The 19,722-nt window shown below is 71.6% G+C and carries 16 protein-coding genes; 7 read left to right on the top strand and 9 right to left on the bottom strand.

Annotated elements, in window-relative coordinates; genetic code table 11:
* Positions 1–71: 71 nt before the first annotated feature.
* Positions 72–944 carry an LLM class F420-dependent oxidoreductase gene (locus tag GA0070603_RS04295; protein ID WP_091307455.1) on the top strand — a complete coding sequence of 291 codons (873 nt, stop codon included), beginning with the start codon at positions 72–74 and terminating at the stop codon, positions 942–944.
* 184 nt (positions 945–1,128) lie between these two features.
* Here GA0070603_RS04295 and GA0070603_RS04300 read toward each other — a convergent pair whose 3' ends face one another.
* The 6 genes from GA0070603_RS04300 to GA0070603_RS04325 form a co-directional block, all read right to left on the bottom strand.
* Positions 1,129–1,422: a DUF1330 domain-containing protein gene (locus GA0070603_RS04300; RefSeq protein WP_091307458.1), complete on the bottom strand. Its 294-nt coding sequence runs from the start codon at positions 1,420–1,422 to the stop codon at positions 1,129–1,131.
* A 58-nt stretch (positions 1,423–1,480) separates the two neighbouring features.
* Positions 1,481–2,197, bottom strand: a complete 717-nt coding sequence (locus tag GA0070603_RS04305) for a copper homeostasis protein CutC (RefSeq protein ID WP_091307460.1) — start codon at positions 2,195–2,197, stop codon at positions 1,481–1,483.
* A complete protein-coding gene (locus GA0070603_RS04310; protein WP_091307463.1) occupies positions 2,194–4,311 on the bottom strand; it encodes an ABC transporter ATP-binding protein in 2,118 nt (705 codons plus the stop codon). The genes GA0070603_RS04305 and GA0070603_RS04310 overlap by 4 nt, the downstream gene beginning before the upstream one ends.
* A gap of 13 nt (positions 4,312–4,324) precedes the next feature.
* Positions 4,325–5,245, bottom strand: coding sequence for an ABC transporter permease (locus GA0070603_RS04315; protein ID WP_091307466.1), 921 nt, complete (start codon positions 5,243–5,245; stop codon positions 4,325–4,327).
* Positions 5,242–6,201: an ABC transporter permease gene (locus GA0070603_RS04320; protein WP_091307470.1), complete on the bottom strand. Its 960-nt coding sequence runs from the start codon at positions 6,199–6,201 to the stop codon at positions 5,242–5,244. The genes GA0070603_RS04315 and GA0070603_RS04320 overlap by 4 nt, the downstream gene beginning before the upstream one ends.
* A 77-nt stretch (positions 6,202–6,278) precedes the next feature.
* Positions 6,279–8,084, bottom strand: coding sequence for a peptide ABC transporter substrate-binding protein (locus GA0070603_RS04325; RefSeq protein ID WP_091307474.1), 1,806 nt, complete (start codon positions 8,082–8,084; stop codon positions 6,279–6,281).
* A gap of 288 nt (positions 8,085–8,372) precedes the next feature.
* Between GA0070603_RS04325 and GA0070603_RS04330 the strand changes: the two genes are divergently transcribed.
* From GA0070603_RS04330 to GA0070603_RS04345, 4 genes are all read left to right on the top strand, one after another.
* Entirely contained in the window at positions 8,373–9,518 is a 1,146-nt protein-coding gene (locus GA0070603_RS04330; RefSeq protein ID WP_091307478.1) for an ROK family transcriptional regulator, read from the top strand.
* Positions 9,519–9,530: 12 nt separating this feature from the next.
* Complete coding sequence (locus GA0070603_RS04335; RefSeq protein ID WP_091307480.1) at positions 9,531–11,000, top strand: M81 family metallopeptidase; 1,470 nt, start codon at positions 9,531–9,533, stop codon at positions 10,998–11,000.
* Positions 11,001–11,004: 4 nt separating this feature from the next.
* Positions 11,005–11,964, top strand: a complete 960-nt coding sequence (locus tag GA0070603_RS04340; protein ID WP_091307483.1) for an ROK family protein — start codon at positions 11,005–11,007, stop codon at positions 11,962–11,964.
* A 130-nt stretch (positions 11,965–12,094) separates the two neighbouring features.
* Positions 12,095–13,639 (top strand): GH25 family lysozyme, encoded by a 1,545-nt coding sequence (locus tag GA0070603_RS04345; RefSeq protein WP_091307486.1) that lies wholly within the window; start codon positions 12,095–12,097, stop codon positions 13,637–13,639.
* Positions 13,640–14,017: 378 nt separating this feature from the next.
* Here GA0070603_RS04345 and GA0070603_RS04350 read toward each other — a convergent pair whose 3' ends face one another.
* The gene (locus GA0070603_RS04350; protein WP_091307489.1) at positions 14,018–14,305 is read right to left on the bottom strand and encodes a DUF2277 domain-containing protein; all 288 of its coding nucleotides are present in this window, start codon (positions 14,303–14,305) and stop codon (positions 14,018–14,020) included.
* Between the two features lie 155 nt (positions 14,306–14,460).
* Between GA0070603_RS04350 and GA0070603_RS04355 the strand changes: the two genes are divergently transcribed.
* Complete coding sequence (locus tag GA0070603_RS04355) at positions 14,461–15,015, top strand: ATP-binding transcription factor AbmR (RefSeq protein ID WP_091307492.1); 555 nt, start codon at positions 14,461–14,463, stop codon at positions 15,013–15,015.
* Between the two features lie 49 nt (positions 15,016–15,064).
* Here the strand turns inward: GA0070603_RS04355 and GA0070603_RS04360 are convergent, their stop codons facing one another.
* The gene (locus GA0070603_RS04360) at positions 15,065–15,763 is read right to left on the bottom strand and encodes an SDR family NAD(P)-dependent oxidoreductase (RefSeq protein WP_091307496.1); all 699 of its coding nucleotides are present in this window, start codon (positions 15,761–15,763) and stop codon (positions 15,065–15,067) included.
* A 333-nt stretch (positions 15,764–16,096) separates the two neighbouring features.
* Here GA0070603_RS04360 and GA0070603_RS04365 point away from each other — a divergent pair, with 333 nt between their 5' ends.
* A complete protein-coding gene (locus tag GA0070603_RS04365; protein ID WP_244282388.1) occupies positions 16,097–18,190 on the top strand; it encodes an amylo-alpha-1,6-glucosidase in 2,094 nt (697 codons plus the stop codon).
* Between the two features lie 173 nt (positions 18,191–18,363).
* Here the strand turns inward: GA0070603_RS04365 and GA0070603_RS04370 are convergent, their stop codons facing one another.
* Positions 18,364–19,638 (bottom strand): DUF1479 domain-containing protein, encoded by a 1,275-nt coding sequence (locus GA0070603_RS04370; protein WP_244282389.1) that lies wholly within the window; start codon positions 19,636–19,638, stop codon positions 18,364–18,366.
* Positions 19,639–19,722: the final 84 nt, after the last annotated feature.

Raw genomic sequence — 19,722 nt, forward strand, 5'->3', positions numbered from 1 at the left:
GTCCCGTTGGGCACCGCGGAGGCCGAGTGCCCGGCATAATGCCAGGTGGCCCAGGGACGAGGGAGTCATCGATGAGGCTCGGTCTGCACTACTGGAACTTCTCCACGCCCGCCGACCCGTCCGAGATGGCCGGGACCCTGGCGGAGACCGCCCGGATCGCGGAGCAGGCCGGGGTGTCCGCGTTCAGCGTCATGGACCACTACTTCCAGATGGAGTTCACCACCTCCGCCGAGGAGCCGATGCTGGAGGCCTACACGACGCTCGGCTACGTGGCGGGCCGGACCGAACGGATGACGCTCGGCGTCCTGGTCACCGGCGTGATGTACCGCTACCCGGGCCTGCTCGCCAAGATCGTGACCACGCTGGACGTGCTGTCCGGCGGGCGGGCACGGCTCGGCATCGGCGCGTCCTGGTACGACCGTGAGCAGCGCGGCCTCGGGGTGCCGGTCGTCCCGGTCGCGGAGCGCTTCGAGCGGCTCGAGGAGACGCTGCGGATCTGCCTGCAGATGTGGAGCGACGACAACGGCCGGTTCGACGGCAGGCACTACCAGCTGGCCGAGACGCTGAACGTGCCGGCGCCGATCAGCCGGCCGCACCCCTCGATCATGATCGGCGGTGGCGGCGAGCAGAAGACCCTGCGGCTCGTGGCCCGCTACGCCGACGCCTGCAACCTGTTCGGCAACAGCCCGGCGGAGGTCGCGCACAAGCTCGACGTGCTGCGGGAACACTGCGCCGCCGAAGGCCGGGACTACGACGGCATCGACAAGACCGTGCTGGTCATGCGACCGCCCCTGCCCGACGTCGACGCGTTCGTGGCCGAGGTGGCCGAGTACGCGGCGCTCGGCGTGACCGAGGTGCAGACGATGCCCGACCGCCACCCGGTGGAGTTCGCGCGGGAGCTCGCCGAGCAGCGGGTGGCCGCGCGGCTCGCCGACCTCGCCTGATCCGAGGGTCCGAGCGGCCGTCCGATCTCGTCGTGGCCGGCGTACGTGAGTGAGTAGACCCGGTCACGGCCGTTGCCGGCCCGCTCGGCGCGCAGCTTCCCGGTGGTGTCCGGCGCGCCGGTCGCGAAGTCGCTGACCTCCGCGGCGTCACCCCCGCTCACGCCGGCCTGCCCGTCGCCTGGCGTCAGGACGCCGCTTCGATGATGCGCAGGTCCCGGTCGGCCCCGTCCCCGAGCGCCCGCAGCGCCTCCTGGTAGGCGGGGGTCTCGTGGGCGGCGAGCGCGGCGTCGACGCTGTCGAACTCGATGAGCGTCGTGCGCTCCATCCGGCCCGACTCGAACGCGTACGACGGGAGGCCGCGCGCCAGGAACGTGCCGCCGGCGGCGCTCAGCGCCGGGCCCGCCAGCTTCGCGTACGCGGCGACCTTCTCCGCGTCGCTGATGGACCGGTAGGTGGTGATCCAGTAGGCCTTCGGCACCGTCGCTGACTCCCGCTCATGTAGATCGGCACTCCCCCGCTGGGCTGCCCTATGCAGGTTAACGGTCCTCGACCGGTGTGCGGTCACGCGCGGCGTCGACGACCCGCCGTACCTCGGTGCCGTCCGTGGCCTCGCGCCCGTCCCGCCGCACCGGCGCGCGCAGGTGCACCTCCCGCGCCCCGGTCTCCGCGAGCACCTGCCGGACGTTGTGCGACCGGATGCCGCCGCCGGCGATGACCCGCAACCGGTCGCCGGCCCGCTGCCGCAGTGCCGCGATACGTGGGGCGCCGGCAAGCGCGGTCGGCGCCCCACCCGAGGTGAGCACCGCGTCGGCGCCGAGGTCGACGAGCTCCTCGATCGCCCGCAGCTGGTCGCCGACCTCGTCGAAGGCCTTGTGCACCGTCACCGGCAGCGGCCCCGCCGCCTCGATGAGGCGCCGCAGCACGGCCAGGTCGAGGCCGCCCGCGGCGGTGAGCGCACCGACCACGACCCCGACCGCGAGACCGTGCGGATTGGGCAGGCCGCGGATGGCCGCGATGTCGGCGAGCATGACCTGCTCCTCGACCTCGCTCACCCGGAAGTCACCGCCACGGGGGCGGACCATGACGCGTACGGCTGCCCGGCGCAACGTCCGCAGCGCGACCTCGACCGTCCCCAGGCTCGGGGTGGTGCCGCCCTGGCCGAGATCGGCGCACAGCTCCAACCGGTGGGCGCCGGCGGCCTCGGCCACCAGCGCCGTCGGCACGTCGCTGACGCAGATCTCGACGGTGGTCACGCGGCCGCCCCGGCCCGGGCGGACGCCGCGGTCGACTCCGGGCGCAGCGGGAAGTGGCAGGCCACCTGGTGCGCGTCGCCGGCAAGCGGCGGCTCGGTCGCGCAGACGTCCTGGGCCAGCGGGCAACGGGTCCGGAACCGACACCCGGTGGGCGGGTTCAGCGCGCTGGGCAGCTCGCCCCGGATGGTCACCCCGTCACGCGCGGCCGCGGGGTTCGGCGTGACGGTGGGGACGGCGTCGATGAGGGCCTGCGTGTACGGGTGCCGGGCGGCGCGGACCACGTCCCGGGCGGGCCCGACCTCGACGAGCTTGCCGAGGTACATGACGCCGATCCGGTCCGCCATGTAGTCGACGACGGACAGGTCGTGGCTGATGAAGACGTACGCCAGGCCGAGTTCACGCTGCAGGTCCCGCATGAGGTTGAGGACCTGCGCCTGGATGGACACGTCCAGCGCGCTCACCGGCTCGTCGCCGACGATCAGCCGGGGCTGCAGGGCCAGCGACCGGGCCAGCCCGATGCGCTGCAGTTGGCCGCCGGAGAACTCGTGGGGGTAGCGCTCCAGGACCCGCCGCGACAGCCCCACCTGGTCGAGCAGCGTGGCGATCCGCGCCCGACGCTCCGCCGTGCCGCCCACCTTCTGGATCTCCAGGGGTTCGGCGAGGATGGCGTCGACGCGCATCCGCGGGTTCATGGCGGCGTAGCTGTCCTGGAACATGAGCTGGACCTGCCGGTGCATCCGGCGGCGTTCCCGTCCGGCCAGGCCGGCGATGTCCGTGCCGTCCAGCAGGATCTGCCCGGCGGTCGGCTGCTCCAGCCCGACGGCCAGCCGGCCCACTGTGGACTTGCCGCAGCCGGATTCGCCGACCAGCCCGAACGTCTCGCCCGGGCCGACGTCGAACGACACACCCGCCACGGCGCTGACCTGCCCGGCGGTCCGGCGCAGCAGCCCGCGCCCGTGCGCGGCGTAGTTCTTGACCAGGTTCCGCACCGACAGGACCGGCTCCGCCGCCGGCTCACCGGGGCCGGCCGCCGCGCCCGCCGGTTGCGGCACCGGCTCGACCCGTACCGGGGCGGGCGGGCTGACCGGCGCTGCGCTCTCCGCCGGCACCGGGTGCAGGCAGGCGTGCTGGTGCGCGCCGGCGGACAGGGTCACCTCGGTGCTCCGGCACTCGTCGGTGACGTGCCGGCAGCGTGGCGCGAAGCGGCAGCCGGTCAGCGGCCGGGACAGGTCCGGCGGCAGGCCCGGGATGCTGTAGAGGCGGGCGTGTTCGCCGGACTCCCGGACCGCCGACTCGGGGAGCGCCTGCATGAGCGCCTGCGTGTAGCGGTGCCGCGGCGAGCGGAACAGCTCCGCGGTCGCCGCGGTCTCGACCACCCGTCCGGCGTACATGACGGCGACCCGGTCGGCGCGGCCGGCGATCACCCCCAGGTCGTGGGTGACCAGGACGACCGCCATCCCGAACTCTTCCCGGAGGTCGTCGATGAGTTCGAGGATCTGCCGCTGGGTGGTGACGTCGAGCGCGGTGGTCGGCTCGTCGGCGATGAGCAGGCGCGGTGAGCAGACCAGCGCCATCGCGATGGCGACCCGTTGCCGCATCCCGCCGGACAGCTCGTGCGGGTAGTTGTCGACGATCCGCTCCGGGCGCGGCATCCCGACCCGGCGCAGGATCTCGATGGTCCGCTCCCGGGCCTCCGCCCGGCCGACCCGCTCGTGCACCCGCAGCGGTTCGCCGACCTGGACGCCGATGCGCATGGTCGGGTTGAGTGAGGTGAGCGGGTCCTGGAAGACCATGCCCATCCGGACCCCGCGGATCCGGCGTACCTCGTCGGGCGGCAGCGCGCGCAGGTCACGGCCCTCGAAGAGGATCTGTCCCCCGGCCACCTGGCCACCGGGTGGCAGCAGGCCCATGATCGAGAGCGCGGTCATCGTCTTGCCGCTGCCCGACTCCCCCACGACGCCGAGGGTCTCCCCCGGCATGACCTGGAGGCTGACCCCGTCCAGGGCGTGCACGGTGCCCCGGCGCAGCGCGATGTCGGTGTCGAGGTCGCGCAGTTCCAGCAGGGGCTGGACTCCGCCGGCTGCCGGCGTGTGCCGGCCGGTCGATTCGCTCATTTTCTGCTCCTGGTCAGCGTCGCCGGAGGCGGACCTCGAAGGCGTCCCTCAGCCCGTCGCCGATGAAGTTGAAGGCGAGGACGATGAGGATGATGGCGATGCCGGGCGGGTAGTGCAGCCACCAGTGGCCGCTGTAGGTGTCCGCCAGGCCGTCGGAGAGCATCCCGCCCCAGTTCGCCGCCGGCGGGGGGACGCCGAGGCCGAGGAAGGACAGGTACGCGACATAGAGGATCGCGTCGGCGACCTGGAAGGTCGCGTTGACGATCACGGTCCCGATGGCGTTCGGCACGATGTGCCGGCGTACCGCCCGGCCGCCGGTGCCACCCATCCCCCGCATCGCCTGGACGTACTCGCGGGAGCGCAGGGTCAGCGCGTCACCCCGGACCAGCCGCGCCGGGCCCAGCCAGGCGAAGGCGCCGATGATGACGATGAGCATGGGCACGCTCGGCGTGACGATGGCGGCGAGCAGCATGAAGAGGAACAGCGACGGGATCGACATCATGGCGTCGACCACCCGCATCATCGCCGAGTCCACCCAGCCGCCCGCGAACCCGGCCACGGCGCCCCAGATCGTGCCCACGGCGGTGGCGAGGATCCCGGCGGCGAGCCCGACGATGATCGACGTCTGACCGCCGAGCATGAGCCGCCCCAACTGGTCGTAGCCGACCCCGTCGGTGCCGAGCGGGTGCCCCTGCTCGCCGGGGGCCAGGTGGACCGCCGTGAGGTCGGTGTGCACCTGGTCGGTGTGGTAGAAGAGCGGGCCGAGGAAGCAGATCCCGGCCAGCAGGACGAACAGGCCCAGGCCCACGAGGGCCAGCCGGTTCTCGCAGAAGACGACCAGCCCCTGCCGCCAGAGGCCGCGCACCGGCGCCTCGGCGTCGGCCGGCTGGTCGGGGACGGCGCCGGGGCGGACCGCCTCGGAGAGTGTGGTCATGACGCGCTCCGCTGGAGTCGGACCCGGGGATCGACGGCGGCGTAGAGCAGGTCGGCGACGAGCGCGCCGACCACCGTCGCGATCGAGATGATGACGGTGACCCCGAGCAGGATCGGGAAGTCACGCTTGAGCGCCGCCTGCCAGAACAGGTGTCCCATGCCGGGGAAGTTGAACAGCGACTCGACGACCAGCGCGCCGCTGAACAGCGCGGGCAGGTACATCCCGAGCAGCGCGATGACCGGGAACAGCCCGTTGCGCAGGGTGTGCCGCAGCACCACCCGCCGCTCGGAGAGGCCCTTGCTGCGGGCGGTGCGGACGTAGTTCTCGTTGAGGTTGTCGACCATGGCGGAGCGGACGTACCGCGAGTAGACGGCGATGGTGACGATGGCGAGCGTGATCGTCGGCAGGACCAGCCCGGCCGGGTCGGCGAGCACCTCCGCCACGGTGAACCCCTGCGGCGCCTCGGGCGGCAGGATCGGCCAGACCTGCGAGAACACGATGATCATCATGAGGCCCAGGAAGAAGATGGGCGTGGCGTACGCCAGCAGCGACAGCGAGGTGATGGCGTAGTCGGGCCACCGGTTGCGGCGTACCGCCTGGATCACGCCGAGCGGGATCGCCAGCACGACGGCGAGCACTGTCGACAGCAGCGACAGCACCATGGTCTTCGGCAGCCGCTGGCTGATCGCCTCGACGACCGACTGGTTGAGCTGGTACGAGTAGCCCAGGTCGCCGCGCAGCAGGCGGTGCACGTACATGCCGTACTGCTGGATCCAGGGCCGGTCGTAGCCCATGTCGTGGTTGAACGCCGCCAGCTGCTCCAGCGTCGCCTCCTTGCCGAGGGTGGCGCGTGCCGCGCCGCCGGGCAGCAGGTGCAGGATGAGGAACGCGATCACCGTGACGAGCACGACGACGACGAGGGCCTGGCCCACGCGCGTGATGAGGTACCGGACCACCTGGGCCCCGCCTCCTCCCCGGTCGGGACCCCGGCGGCGCGGTGGGCGCCGCCGGGGCCGGGACGATCAGTGGTCGGTCACTTCCAGGACCAGTCCTGGAAGTACATGAAGTTCATCGGGTCCTGCGGCTCGACCCCCTGCAGGCCGGACCGGTACGCCGAGACCTGGAACACCGGGTTCGGCATCCAGAGCACCGGCAGGTCCTTGGCGAGGAAGTCGTTGTACGCCTTGAGCGCGCTCTCGTCGCCGGAGAACTGGGTGGCCTCGATGAGCTTGTCGGCCTCCGGGTTGCTGTAGCTGCCCAGGTTCACCGGGGCGCCGGTGGCGAAGAGCCGCTCGCCGCTGGCGAACGCCGGGTAGTACCAGCTGCCCTGCGAGCCGAAGAAGGACATGTCCCACGAGCAGGTCGCGTCGGTCGGCTTGCAGGCCGGGGTGACCGCGACCGAGTCGGGCACCTCCTTGATGGTCAGCTGGATGCCCAGCTTGGCCATCTGCGACTTGATCTCGGCGAACATCTTGGTCGTGGCGGCGAAGCCGGTCTGGCTGGTCACGGTGAGCTTCAGCGGAGTGCCGGCGGCGATGCCCTCGCCGCACTGGTTCGGCCCGCTGCCCGGCGTCTGGCAGGTGGTCTGCCCGTCCGGGGTCACCTTCCAGCCGTGGCCCTCCAGCAGTTCCTTCGCCTTCGCCGGGTCGAAGGAGTAGGCGCAGCCGGCGGCGTCGGTGCCGTTGGCGCCCGGCTTGGCCGGCACCGGGCCGCAGGTCGGCGCGGCCGTGCCGGACCAGATCACCTTGCTGATCGTCGGCTGGTCGATGAGCATCTGCAGCGACTGCCGCAGGTACGGCTGCTTGAACAGCACCCCGGTCTTCGGGTTGTTGAAGTTCAGCTGCAGGTAGGTGACGGACCAGCCGTACCACGGCGAGACCGTGTAGCCCTTGGACTTGAGGTAGCCCTCCTGCGAGAGGTTGGCCGCGGGCACGTAGCCGTAGTCGATGTCACCGGCGCGCAGGACGTTGAACTCCGCGTCGTCGCCGGTGAACGGCCGCAGCACGATCTTGGCGAGCTTCGGCTTGTCCGTGCCGGAGTAGTTCGGCTGTGCGGCGAGGGTGACCTCGCCGTTGGGCACGTACTTCGCCAGCTTCCAGGGGCCGCTGGTGACCTTCCACAGCTCGTTGGAGTCGTAGGTCTTCGGGTCCTTGGCGGCCGCGGTGAGGAAGTCGAAGACCTTCTTCGCGCCCGCCGGGGTGCTGGCCAGGTCGCTGACGGCCGCGGTGGCGGAGTCCTTGTCCCAGGCGTGCTGGGGCATCGGGGTGATCTTGTTGAGCTGGTTGTCGACGAACCAGGCGGTGTTGAAGACCTTCGTGGTGGTGATCGAGAAGGTCTTCTCGTCCTTGACCGACCACCGGGCGATGTTGTCCGGGAGGCCGCCGGCCCGGTAGGACGCCCACTTGTCCTTGTTGGCCCTGACCAGGTCGTACCAGAACTGGATGTCCCGGGTGGTGACCGGCTTTCCGTCGGACCAGGTGTTGTCCTTCAGCGTGATGGTCAGCGTCCTGCCGCCGTCGCTGACCACCGGCGCCTCGGCCATCGAGCGCTGCGGGTCGATGTTGTACTGCGCCGTGCCGTCCAGCTTGTACTGGTAGAGGGACCGGTACAGCGCCTGGCCGAAGATGGCGTTCTCGCCCTGCGTGAAGCCGGGCGCCGAGATCGGCAGGATCCAGTTGGGGGTACGGAAGGCGACGGTCGCGGTGTCCTTGCCCTGACTCCCGCCGTCCTTCGACGAACCGCTGCCACCACCGCAGGCGACCAGACCCGCCCCGAGGGCGACGGCGCTGGCTACCGCGACCGCGCCGCGGAGGGCTCGCCGGGGAAATCTGCTCCTCATGAATCTCCTCGATTGATGTGACCTGCCCCGCGTCTCCGGGCGCTACCGGCGGTGTCCCGCGTTCGGCCACCTGGTGCTGCTCCTCGACGTTCGACGCGGAGAATGTATCCGGGCCGAAGTGTTGAGTCAACGAAAGTTACCCTCTTTATTCGGCTACTTCGGCCAGGGTACGATCTAAGTCGGCGAAGCATCGACCGAAACTCTTCGCGTGGGCTCCGGGGCGCACCCCGCCGGGCACTGCGACACTGAGGCGGCGCCGGAGGACCGCCCGAACAAGGAGAGGCACCCTTGGAACCTTCGATCTCCGCCACGCTGCGAGACCAGACCCTGAGCCTGCTGGCCAGCGGCACGGTCACCTCGCGCGCCGACCTCATCGAGGCGTTGCAGGTCGCCCCCTCGACCGTCACGAGCGTGGTGCGCCGGCTGCTGGAGGAGGGCGTCATCCTCGAGGAGGGGGTGGGCCGGTCCACCGGCGGACGACGCCCCCGGATCCTGCGCCTGCGGGAGACCAACGGGATCCTCGCCGTCGCGGAGCTGGGCGGCCGGCACGCCCGGGTGGGGTTGTGCGCGCCCGACGGAGGCCTGCGCGCCACCGAGGAGGTCGCCATCGACATCGCCGCCGGACCGACCGAGGTGTTCGAGGTCGTCGCGGCGACGGTCGACCGGCTCCACGCGGCGACCGCGCCCGGCCAGGAGCTGCTCGGGGTCGGCGTGGCCCTGCCGGGTCCGGTCGAGTTCCCCGGTGGACGGCTGATCGGCCCGGCCCGGATGCCCGGCTGGAGCGGCGTCGACGCGAGGGCCCGCCTCACCGAGCGCTTCCCGGTGCCGGTGGTCGTCGACAACGACGCCAAGGCGGCGGCCATCGGCGAGTACGTCACCCGGCGCAACGAGTTCGGCGACATGATCTACGTGAAGGCCGGCACCGGCATCGGCGCCTGCCTGGTCAGCGGCGGTCAGATCTACCGGGGCGGGCGCGGCCTCAGCGGCGACGTCACCCACGTCCGGGTGGCCGACAGCGGCGAGCGGGAGTGCTCCTGCGGCAGCCGGGGCTGTCTGGAAACCGTCGCCAGCGGCGCCGCCCTGGCCCGCCAGTTGGCCGAGCAGGGGTCGTCGGCGACCACGATCCGGCACATCGTGGCGGCGGTCAGCGACGCCGACCCGACCGTCGTGACCATGGTGCGCCACGCCGGCAGGCTGCTCGGCGTCGCCCTCTCCGGCCTTGTCAACTTCCTCAACCCCGACGCCGTCGTCATCGGCGGCGCACTGTCCAGCCTCGACGTCTACGTGGCCGCGACCCGCGGGATGCTCTACGAGCGCTGCCTACCGTCCATGACCCAGTCCCTGACCATCGAAGCCAGCGTCGCGGGCCCGGATGCGGCCCTGGTCGGCCTCGGGCACCTGCTGCGCACGACGACCGACGTACGACCCTCCTGAGGAGCAACACCCGTGCCCCGTCCCCTCCGCGTCGCCATCGGCGGCATCCACATCGAGTCCAGCACGTTCTCGCCGCACCTGAGCACCGCCGACGACTTCGAGGTCACCCGGGGCGACGCGCTGCTGGCCCGGTACGACTGGCTCTCCCCCGCCCAGCCCTGGGCCACCGACGTCGAGTGGATCCCGCTCGTGCACGCCCGGGCCCTGCCCGGCGGGGCGGTGGACCGGGCGACGTACGAGGCCTGGGCCACCGAGCTGGTGGAGAAGCTGGCCGCGGCCGGCCCTCTGGACGGCATGCTGCTGGACTTCCACGGCGCCATGACCGTCGTCGGGAGCGACGACGCGGAGGGCCACCTCGTCGCCGCCATCCGGTCGGTGCTCGGGCCGGAGCCGTTCGTCTCCGCCGCGATGGACCTGCACGGCAACGTCTCCCAGGTGCTCTTCGACGCCTGCGACCTGCTCACCTGCTACCGCACCGCCCCGCACGTCGACGTGTGGGAGACCCGGGAGCGCGCCGCCCGCAACCTGGTCGAGGCGCTGCGCCGGCAGCAGCGCCCGCACAAGGCGCTGGTCCACGTGCCGATCCTGCTGCCCGGGGAGATGACCAGCACCCGCGAGGAGCCGGCCCGGGGCCTCTACGCGCGGATCCCCGACATCGAGGCCCGCGACGGCGTCGTCGACGCGGCGATCTGGATCGGGTACGCCTGGGCCGACCAGCCGCGTTGCCGGGGCGCGGTCGTCGTCACCGGCACCGACGCCACCGCCACGGCCGAGGCGGCCCGCGAACTCGGCGGGCACTTCTGGGCGGCCCGCGACGAGTTCGCCTTCGTCGCTCCCACCGGCTCGATGGACGAGTGCCTCGACACCGCCCTGGCCGCGGTCGCCGATCCGGCCCGGCGGCCGTTCTTCATCAGCGACTCCGGTGACAACCCGGGCGCCGGCGGCGCCGACGACGTCACCTTCGCCCTGGAACGGATGCTGGCCCGCCCCGAGATCCGCGACGGCTCCCGCCGTGCCGTGTTCGCCTCGCTGGTCGACCCGCAGGCCGTGGCCCAGGTCGCCGACCAGCCGCTCGGCTCGCCGGTCCGGGTGACCGTCGGCGGGCGGATCGACTCCCGGAGCCCGGGGCCGCTGCCGCTCGACGGGATCCTGGAGGCGGTCGCCGACGATCCCGACGGCGGGCGGTGTGTCAGCGTACGGGTGGGCGGGCTCAGCGTCTTCGTCACCTCCCGCCGGATGCAGTACCGCCTGCTGGAGTCCTACGCACGGCTGGGCGTCAAGCTCGATGAGGTGGATCTCGTCGTGGTGAAGATCGGCTATCTCGAACCCGAGCTGTTCGACGCCGCCGGAGACTGGCTGCTCGCCCTGACGCCGGGCGGCGTCGACCAGGACCTCGCGCGACTGCCGTACCGGAAGGTGGTGCGACCGCTGTTCCCCCTGGACCGCGACTTCACCGCGGACCTCGCCGTGGTGACCGGGTGATCGCGTGACCCAGCCCGAAGACCAGTGCGTCCTTGCCGTGGACGTCGGCGGAACGACCATCAAGGGGGCCGTGGTCGGCGAGGACGGCCGGCGCCGGCACACGCTGACCGTGCCGTCGCGCGCCGACGACGACCCGGTCAAGGCGGTCCGCTCCCTGTGCGTCCAACTGCGCGACGACGCGCTCGATCTCGGCGCCACACCGGCCGCGATCGGCGTGGTCACGCCGGGCCTCGTCGACGAGACGAACGGGGTGGTGCGGTACGCCGCCAACCTCCGGTTCCGCAACGTGCCGCTCCGCGCCCTCGTCGGGGACGACCTCGGGCTCCCGGTGGCGGTCGGGCACGACGCGCGGGCGGCCGGCGTCGCCGAGGCGGTGGCCGGGGCGGCCCGCGGGCTGGACAACTTCCTGCTGCTGCCGCTGGGCACCGGCATCGCCGCGGCGGTGGTGGTGCACGGCGAGCCGGTGCCGGGCGCGACCGGCTCGGCCGGCGAGGTCGGCCACATGCCGGTCCACCCCGGCGGCGAGCCGTGCAGCTGCGGGCAGCGGGGCTGCCTGGAGGTCTACGCCTCCGCCGGCGGGCTGGCCCGCCGCTACGCCCGGCTCGGCGGAACCCCGGGCTCGGACAGCCGCGCCATCGCCGATGCGGTGGCCACCGACCCGGTCGCCGCCGTCGTCTGGAACGACGCGACCCAGGCGCTGGGGACCGCCCTGGCCACCCTCACCCTGACCCTCGACCCGGCCCGCATCGTTCTCGGCGGCGGGCTGGCGGACGCGGGCGAGTTGTTCTTCGACCCGGTACGCGACGCCCTGCGCGCGGCCCTCGCCTGGCGGACCCCACCCCCGGTGCTGCGCTCCGCGTTCGGTGCGCAGGCCGCACAGATCGGCGCCGCCGTCCTGGCCCGACGGCTCGCCGGCCTGTCCGTTCCCGACGGCTGGGGGGCACCGGAGCCAGAAGAAGGCTGACGTCGTCCCATCCCGACCCGGCCCCACCACCTGCGGCTATGGACGAGCGGCCCATGCCCGGGCGTCCGCGACGCGCTTACGCTTCGTATGGACGCGGCGTCGCGCCTTGGCTGGTGTCGGGAGGCGAGCCATGGTACGCAGAGGTCTGGCTGTGCTGCTGGGTGCGGCGGTGGGGTTCGTGGGGCTTGCCGGAGGCGCGTCGCCGGCCCAGGCGCTGCCGACCCCGAGTGGATACGCGATCACCGGCGTCGACGTGTCCTACTTCCAGGGACCGTCGCTCGACTGGGCGGCGACCGCCCGGGGCGGCGCGAGGTTCGCCTACATCCGGGTCAGCGAGCAGGACGGCCGCGCGGTGCCGCACAACAACCCCGATCCCTACTACGCCACCAACCACGCCGGCGCCCGGGCCAACGGCCTGTACACGGGGGCGTACCACCGAGCGCGTCCGGACCTGAGCAGCGGCAAGCAGCAGGCGGATGTCCTGCTCGGCTTCGCCCCCTACGTCGCCGACGGACGCAGCCTGCCGCCGATGCTGGACATCGAGTGGCCCCGGGCCGACTGGGGTCTGAACGACTGCTACAACATGACCCCCGCGCAACTGGTGGCCTGGATCCGGGACTTCGTCACCGAGATCGCCGTACGCACCGGCCGGCAGGCCATGATCTACACCAACACGAACTGGTGGAACCCCTGTACGGGAAGCAGCCAGAGCTTCGCGGCGAACCCGCTGTTCATCGCGAACTACTCCCAGAATCCGCCGCCGTTGCCGGCCGGCTGGTCCTCCTTCACCGTCTGGCAGCACGCCGCGGGAGCACCCATCCCCGGCTCCGACTTCTCCACGCCCGACCTGGACGTCTTCAAGGGCGACCACGCGTCGCTGGCCCGGCTACTCGGCGGGCCCGCGACGAGTTGGCTGGCGACGGTGAACAACCGGTACGTGACCGCGGAGGCGGCCGGCGCCTCGGCTCTGATCGCCAACCGGACCGCCCTCGGCCCCTGGGAGCAGTTCGACCAGATCGACGCCGGGGGCGGGTTCGTGGCGTTGCGCGCCCGAGTCAACGGCCGCTACGTCACCGCCGAGAACGCCGGCGCCGCACCGCTGATCGCCAACCGCACCGCCGTCGGGTCGTGGGAGAAGTTCCGCGTCATCACCAACGCCGACGGCACGACCAGCCTGCTGGCCAACGCGAACAACAGGTACGTGACCGCGGAAAAGGCCGGCGCCCTGCCGCTGATCGCCAACCGGACCGCCATCGGCGCCTGGGAGAAGTTCCGCGTCGTCACGCCGCCGGCCCTCGTCAACCTGCTGGCCACCGTGAACCTCCGGTACGTCACGGCGGGCGCCTCAGCCCTGATCGCCGGCCAGACGGTGGTCGGCCCACCGCAGCAGTTCGACGAGATCGACGTGGGCGGCGGGTTCGTGGCGTTGCGCGCCCGGGTCAACGGCCGCTACGTCACCGCCGAGAACGCCGGCGCCTCACCCCTGATCGCCAACCGCACCGCCGTCGGGTCCTGGGAGAAGTTTCGCGTCATCACCAACGCCGACGGCACGACCAGCCTGCTGGCCAACGCCAACAGCAGGTACGTGACCGCGGAAAAGGCCGGCGCCCTGCCCCTGATCGCCAACCGGACCGCCATCGGCCCCTGGGAGAGGTTCATCCGCCTGACCAGTTGACCGGAGACCTTGACGCTGCCCGTCCACGTGCGGGTGGATGGGGCGTACGCATCGACGACCAGCGGTGCGACGGCAGTCCAAGGGAGAGAATCCACATGGCAGTCCCACAGTTGCGCGGTGCCGCGCTGGCCACGGCAGCCCTTGTGACCATCGGGTCGATGGCGGTACCGGACGCGGCGGGTGCGGCACCTGGCAATCCCGGCGCCCCTCGCTACTCGGCCGGCGCGGCGAGCGTCGGCGACCCGTACTTCCCGGACGAGGGCAACGGCGGATACGACGTCCAGCACTACGACATCGACTTCTCCTACGACCCGGCGACCCGGTTCATGGCCGCCACCGCCACCGTCACCGCGATCGCCACGCAGGATCTCGGCGCCGTCAGGCAGAGGTTGAGCCTCGAGGACCGTACCGTTCGGCGGCGCGCGCCTTGGCCTTCGCGGCCTCCACCTCGCGGTCACGGGGAGGCGCCTTCGTCACGAGGCTGTCCAGCAGGGTCCGGGTGGCCGCCGTGACGACGCGGACCGCCTCGTCGAACGCCTCCTCGTTGGCGGCGGAGGGCAGGGTCGCGCCGCTCACCTTGCGCACGTACTGGATGGCGGCGGCCTCGATCTCGTCGTCGGTCGCCGGCGGTTCGAAGTTGTGGAGCACTCGAATGTTCCTGCACATCCCCCCACCATGCCAGGCCGGATCGGACATCGACAGATGCGGTGTCCGCCGTTGCCCGTCGCCCCGCCCACCGCCGTTTCGCGCTGAGCGAAAGACCATCCCGCCCATCCTCGTAATCATGTAATCATGTAATCCGAGACTGGAGGAGGTCGGGAATGTCCCCTCGTACCGCCCCGCACGGGGCACGACAGGATCCACCCGCCACCGACGACGCCGCCGGCTGGATCACCGGAGCGACGCCGGACGGATGGTTCTCCGAACCCCCGCAGGTCGTGATCGACCGCGACGAGATCATCATCTGGGGGCGCCTGCCCGAGCCCCGACTGGCCGAGGACGCCACCGACGCCGACCGCACCGCCGCCCAGGCAGGGCGGATACACCAGTTCCGCGAGGACACCCGCGACGACCGCATCCGTGTCGCCCGGCAGGTCGAGCACCGCTACCAGCGCAAGGTGAGCTGGGGTCTGCGGTGCGGCGGCAGCGAGCAACTGTTCTCCCACCTTGCCGCGCCGGTGATGACCCGACTCCGTCAGCCGGAACGGCAGATCCTCGACACCCTGGTCGACGCGGGCGTCGCCCGTTCCCGCTCCGACGCGCTCGCCTGGTGCGTCAGACTCGTCGGCCGGCACACCGACGACTGGCTAGGCCAACTGCGGCAGGCCATGGCCACGGTGGACGACCTGCGCCGGCAGGGCCCGGACGGAGTCTGAAGCCCGCCGCGTCGACCCGGTTGCCGGCCCACGCCAGCATCGGAAAGCTCTACCAGGGCAACGGGCGGCGGTCGCGGAAGAACCCGCCGGTGGGTCCGTCGTCGGGAAGCGCCGCCGCCCACACGACGCCCGCGGCCCCGTCGGCCACCGGCCGACCGCCGGCGCCGCCCATGTCGGTGGCCACCCAGCCGGGACAGACCGCGTTAACCAGTACGCCGTCGGCGCGCAGCTCCGCGGCGAGCATCCGGGTCAGGGCGTTCAGCCCCACCTTGGAGCTCTTGTACGCGGGGGTGCCGCCGCCCATGCCGGCCAGGGAACCGGCCTCGCTGGAGACGTTGACGATGCGGCCGTGGCCGCTGACGCGTAGCAGCGGAAGCAGCGACTGGGTGACCGCCCAGGCGCCGAACAGGTTGGTCTCCAGGGCCTCCCGAACGGCGTCCAGGTCGGCGTCACTGGCGTCGGCCCACGTGTCGTAGGAGATCGCCGCGTTGTTGACCAGCACGTCCAGCCGGCCGTACCGGTCGCGGATGGTGGCGGCGAGAGCGGCCGCCGCGCCGGGATCCGTGACGTCGAGCAGGTGTGGCACGACGGTGCCACCCGCGCGGCTCAAATCGTTTGCGGCGGCTGCGGCCTTGTTCGCGTCCCGTGCGGTGAGGATGACGGTGTCACCGCCTTCGGCGAGCTGCCGTGCCACCTCCTTGCCGATACCCCGGTTGGCGCCGGTGACCACAGCGATCCGCTCGGCCACTCCTGACCCTCCTCGTCGGCCGGTTTCCGGGAAGTCTGCGGGTCTGTGAGTGGAGAAGAGGCGGACTCGAGCCTCGGCTCAGCGGGATCCAACCCCGCCCAGGCTGCTTGTGGGAAAGCGCCGTAGGGGGCGAATCGTGACGGCACGCGCTGTTGGTGGGCGGCGACCGAGGCGATTGGCGGTGAACCGGCCTCATCGGCCTGACCGTTGGTTCTAGCCTGTGGGCAGGGCGGATGGTCCGCGCCACACGACCGGCAGGGGGCGCCGGTGAGGTCGGGTGAACCGCGGCCGACACCGGCCGACCCCTTTCGAGACACGGACGCGCCGCAGCGGGTGCCCAGCGGCGCCTGCCGGGATCTGCCACCCGAGCTGGGACCCGACACGGTCGGCGTACTCGAGGGCCGCACCTTCATGTTCTCCGATGCGGCAGGGAACGTGCCGAAAGGCTCGATCGGCGGACTCGTGCACGACGACACGCGGTACCTGGACCATTGGGAGTTGGCCATCGACGACCGGCCACTGCTGGTCCTGTCCTCGGGCACGGTCGATGCGTACTCGGCGGCGTTCTTCCTGGCCAACTCCGAGCTGCCCGACCTACCGGCGAACCGGGTGGGCATCCGACGACAACGGGTCGTCGGCGACGGAATGTACGAACGGGTCGAACTGCGCTACTTCGGCGCCGAGCCGGTGTCGCTGCGGCTGCGCCTCGCGGTCGGCACCGACTTCGCCGATCTGTTCGAGATCAAGGAGACCGGCCGGGACCGGGCGTCGGACATCGTCCGCCGGCACGAACCGGATGGCTCCGGGCTGTCGTTCAGCTACCGGAACGGCGACTACGCCGCGCTGGTTCGCGTCGAGGCCGATCCGCCGGCCGACCACGTCGACGGCGACAGCCTGGTCTGGCACCTGCGCCTGGAACGGGGGCAGCGGTGGAGCTGCGCGATCCGGGTGCCACTGAGCTCCGGCGAGGAGAACTACCGCCCGGTTCTGCGCGGGTTCGGGGAGTCCTTCGACCATGGGCCGGACGACGCCGCGACCAGGTGGGCCGCCGGTAAACCGCACCTGCACGCTGACCGTGACATGCTCGCCAGCATCTACGAGAGGTCCGCGCTCGACCTGGTCGCCATGCGCATCGAGAAGACCATCGCGGGTGAGCCGGTGGTGTTGACCGCCGCCGGCCTGCCCTGGTTCCTGACCGTCTTCGGCCGTGACACGCTGATCACCGCCTACCAGACGATGATCTGCGGCCCGGACGTGGCCCGAGGCGCTCTTATCGTGATGGCCGCGCATCAGGCGACGACGGCGGACGACTTCACCGACCGGGAACCGGGCAAGATCTTCCACGAGTACCGCTCGGGCGAGTTGACCCGACTCGGCCTCAAGCCGTACAAGCCCTACTACGGAGGCGCGGACACCACGGCACTCTGGCTGATCCTGCTCTCGGAGTACTGGCGGTGGAGCCGCGACGACGCGCTGGTGCGCCGCCTTCAGCCGAACGCCGACGCCGCGCTCGCCTGGATCGACCGGCACGGCGATCTCGACGGCGACGGGTACGTCGAGTACCAGACCCGGTCCAGTCAGGGGTTGGGCAACCAGTGCTGGCGCGACTCCCCCGACGGTATCCAGTTCGCCGACGGCAGCATCCCGGTGCTGCCGATCGCCACCTGCGAGACACAGGGCTACACCTATGACGCGAAGCTGCGCGCGGCGGAGCTCGCGGACGGCCCGTGGCAGGACCGGAACCTGGCCCGCCGACTGCGGGACGAGGCAGCCCGGCTGCGGGAGCGGTTCAACCGCGACTTCTGGATCGCGGAACGCGGCGGGTACTACGCGGTGGGCCTGGACGGCGACAAGAACCGGATCGACTCGATGACCTCGAACATGGGGCACCTGCTGTGGAGCGGCATCGTGCCCGCCGACCGCGCCGAGCAGGTCGCGCGGCAGCTCATGTCCGACGAAATGTTCTCGGGCTGGGGTGTGCGTACGCTGTCCGCCGCCGACGGCGGCTACAACCCGATCGGCTACCACACCGGCACCGTGTGGCCGCACGACAATTCGCTGATCGCCGCGGGTCTCGCCCGCTACGGCTTCCGGCAGGAGGCGAACCGGATCGCCATGGGGCTGCTGGAGGCCGCGACGCACTCCAACTACCGCCTTCCCGAGGCGTTCTCCGGCTACGATCGGTCCTTCGGGCGGAAGCCCGTTCCCTACCCGACCGCCTGCGACCCGCAGGCCTGGGCGAGCGCGGCTCCCCTGCTCCTTCTGCGGACGCTGCTGGGCCTAAAACCGGAGGGCGACGGGCTGGCGGCCGACCCGCATCTGCCGGGGCACCTCGGCCAGATCCGCTTGCACGACGTCCAAGCAGGCGGCCGCCGCTGGAACGTGACGGCGGAGCAGAAACAATCCACCGTCGTCCCGGCCGACTAGGTGACCTCACCCCATCTCTGCGCTCCTCGAAGCGCGGCAACAATGCACCGTTCGGTTATCCCGAGCTCAATCGGTAACAGCGCCTTTCGATCCGCGGACCGCTGCGACGGGCTTGTGGCGCACCGCTACGGATCGCCCTGCCGATGTCCAGCCCCTGGCAGATTGGCGCGCACTCAGTCGAGGCCGAGACCGCGGCGGCCGATCTCGTTGAGGTCCTCGACCCGGAAGCGGTTGGGCCAGTCCCGCTCGTAGTGCTCGGCCGGGAAGTCGCTCGGGCTCGACCCGGTCAGGAACGCCTCTCGCACCTTGGCCGCGTACTGCTCGTTACGCGGGCACCAGGGCGCGGCGGGGATGTACATGACGTTGCCCCAGCCCTTCTGGTTCTCGACGGGGGCCACGCTGTGGATCATGTCGCAGTGCCACCAGACGGAGTCGCCGGCCCTGACGTCGGGGATGCCGGCGAGGGCCTCCATGAGCGGGGCGTGCCACTTGTGGCCGGCCGGGAAGACCTGGTTGACGGTGACGCCGCACATGTCGTCGTCGGGCACGTCGTCCAGCAGCGGGCGCAGCATCAGGTAGGCCATCGCCTCGGGGATCGGCACGGTGTGCAGGACGCCCTGGTCGTGGTCCATGTCGGAGAGGGCGGTCCATCCCTGGAAGGTGCGGAAGGCCGAGCACATGGTGGAGCCGGGGTACTGCGGCCCGGCGGTGCGGTGGGCGGCGTCCCACGGGTCGTACCGCTCGACGCTGCCGTCGAACAGGTGACGGAAAGCCTGCTGGTAGGCCCGGGTCATCCACAGGTCGAGTGTGCCGGGGTCGAGGTGGGTGCCGAGGCCGGCTGAGTCGGCGCCCTCGGGGCGACGGCGGATGCGGTCGGGGTAGAGCGAGTCGCGGTCGGGGTCGAACCACCGCACGCCGTCGGACTCGTGCTTCCACTGGCCGTTGAGGAACGCCTGGACGGTGGCCATGCGCTCGCTCTGCCGGGCCTGCATCTGGGCGGGCGACCAGTAGATCGGGTAGATCTCGGGCTTGGAGCCGACGCTGCCGAAGAAGTCGTCGCCGGGACCCCGGTAGTTCTCGAAGAAGTGGTTGCTCTCGACGTAGTCGACGATGTCCCGGTCCCAGGCCAGGGCCTGATCACGGTCGAAGTGGCCACGCACGACCAGGCAGCCGCGGCGCCGCAGCAGGGCGACCTGCTCGTCCGGGACGGCGCCGGCGGCGATGTCGGCGTAGTCGATGACCGGCCAGACCGTCTCGCCCCGGCGGCGGGCCGCGGAGATGTCGTCGACCGCGGCCTGGACCCGCTGCTCGACGACCGAGAAGACCTCCTCGACCGTCCGGCCGGAGGCGGCGATCCGCTCCCGCAGCGCCTTCTTGATCTCGCGGGTCGCGGCCCTGAGGTCGGCCGGTGTCTGCTCCCAGTGCGGCAGCGCGGCAGTCGTCGGCACGGCAGCTCCATTCAAGTCAACCCTACTTACTTGAAACGCAACTGTAGGCGCCGTCCTCGCTTCAAGGCAAGGTCCCTGACTAGA

The sequence above is a fragment of the Micromonospora chersina genome, assembly GCF_900091475.1.
Classification (GTDB): Bacteria; Actinomycetota; Actinomycetes; order Mycobacteriales; family Micromonosporaceae; genus Micromonospora; species Micromonospora chersina.

Excerpts from the sequence above, each read along its gene's own strand:
- GA0070603_RS04295 (WP_091307455.1), top strand. The coding sequence starts at position 72 with ATGAGGCTCGGTCTGCACTACTGGAACTTCTCCACGCCCGCCGACCCG.
- GA0070603_RS04350 (WP_091307489.1), bottom strand. The coding sequence starts at position 14,305 with ATGTGCAGGAACATTCGAGTGCTCCACAACTTCGAACCGCCGGCGACC.
- GA0070603_RS04310 (WP_091307463.1), bottom strand. The coding sequence starts at position 4,311 with ATGAGCGAATCGACCGGCCGGCACACGCCGGCAGCCGGCGGAGTCCAG.
- GA0070603_RS04345 (WP_091307486.1), top strand. The coding sequence starts at position 12,095 with ATGGTACGCAGAGGTCTGGCTGTGCTGCTGGGTGCGGCGGTGGGGTTC.
- GA0070603_RS04325 (WP_091307474.1), bottom strand. The coding sequence starts at position 8,084 with ATGAGGAGCAGATTTCCCCGGCGAGCCCTCCGCGGCGCGGTCGCGGTA.
- GA0070603_RS04355 (WP_091307492.1), top strand. The coding sequence starts at position 14,461 with ATGTCCCCTCGTACCGCCCCGCACGGGGCACGACAGGATCCACCCGCC.
- GA0070603_RS04315 (WP_091307466.1), bottom strand. The coding sequence starts at position 5,245 with ATGACCACACTCTCCGAGGCGGTCCGCCCCGGCGCCGTCCCCGACCAG.